The following is a 1,644-nucleotide window of genomic DNA, read 5'->3' as shown; positions in this document are numbered from 1 at the left end:
ATTCACTATGGAACTCTTGCCCGAACCGGATACACCTGTCACACAAGTCATCACTCCCAATGGAATATCTACATTAATATGCTTCAGATTATTCTCTGCTGCACCGATAATATGCAAAAATCCAGTTGGCTGTCGTCTCTGCGATGGCACCGGAATTCGAATGCGGCCGCTTAAATAAGCGCCCGTCACAGACTTCTCGCATTTCATAATATCCTGTGCTGTACCTTCTGCAACAAGATATCCGCCATGCTCACCGGCTCCCGGACCAATATCCACAATCCAGTCCGCTTCCAACATCGTATCTTCATCATGCTCAACGACGATCAGCGTATTACCTAGATCTCTCAGATTCTTCAGGGTCTTCAGCAGCTTATCATTATCTCTCTGATGCAGGCCGATACTTGGTTCATCCAGAATGTAGGCCACTCCAACAAGCCCAGATCCTATCTGTGTTGCCAGTCGAATACGCTGTGCTTCACCACCGGACAGTGTCGCTGTTGCTCTTGAAAGCATCAGATAATCCAGACCAACATCAATCAAAAAACCAAGCCTTGACCGTATTTCCTTGATGACCTGATCACCGATCAAATGCTGCTGTTTCGTCAATTTCAACTGTTCCATAAAAGTATTCAGATCGTTAATGGACATCTCTGTCAACTCACTGATATTCTTGCCGCCGATCGTCACGGCCAGCGATTCTTTCTTCAAACGTCTGCCGCCGCACTCTTTACACGGGGTAATAGTCATGAAATTCTCATACTCCTGCTTCGTCAGCTCTGAACCGGTTTCTCTGTATCGTCGCTCCACATTCTTAATCAGGCCTTCGAATGCCACATCATAAACTCCTTCACCGCGCTGACCGCGATAATGAACACGTACTTCCCGTCCACCGGTACCATGAAGAATCACATCTTGAATTTCCTGTGGATAATCCCTGAAGGGTGTATCCAGATCAAAATGATAAGCCTCCGCCAAAGCCACAAGAATAGCGTGAGTAAAACTGGACGCATCTGCCGCAGACTGCCATCCCATCACCGCAATCGCTCCCTGGGAAATGCTCAATGACGTATCCGGAATCATCAATTCCGGTGAAAATTCCATCTTATACCCCAGACCATGACACACCGGACATGCACCAAAAGGATTATTAAATGAAAAGCTTCTCGGTTCAATCTCCTCAAAACTGATCCCACAGTCCGGGCAGGAAAAGCTCTGACTGAAAGTCATAGATTCTTCCTGATCCGGCAAATCCACAACTGCCAGTCCCTCGGCCAGTTTCAGCGTTGTCTCGAGAGAATCTGTCAAACGCTTCTCGATACCTTCCCGCACCATCAGTCGGTCTACAACAATGGAAATATTGTGCTTCTTATTCTTCTCAAGCTTAATCTCTTCCGACAATTCATACTGATGGCCATCCACCATCACACGCACATACCCACTCTTCCTTGCCTGATCAAAAATCTTCACATGCTCGCCTTTTCGGCCCCGGACAACCGGTGCCAACAGCTGGATCTTCGTCCTCTCAGGTAATGCCATAACAGCATCCACCATCTGATCAACCGTTTGTTTTTTAATCTCCTTGCCGCATTTCGGACAATGGGGCGTACCGATTCTGGCATATAACAATCGATAATAATCATAAAT

At 46.9% G+C, this 1,644-nt stretch carries 1 protein-coding gene; it reads right to left on the bottom strand.

Annotation, left to right across the window (positions count from 1 at the left end; genetic code table 11):
* The coding region (gene uvrA, locus WMO25_RS17810; RefSeq protein ID WP_349086544.1) for an excinuclease ABC subunit UvrA at positions 1-1,644 on the bottom strand (1,644 nt) is incomplete at both ends.

Origin of the sequence: Coprococcus intestinihominis (assembly GCF_040096555.1) — a bacterium.
Lineage (GTDB): Bacteria > Bacillota > Clostridia > Lachnospirales > Lachnospiraceae > Coprococcus_A > Coprococcus_A intestinihominis.
Note: the sequence above shows the minus strand (reverse complement) of the source record. Positions and strands in the feature narration are given on the sequence as shown.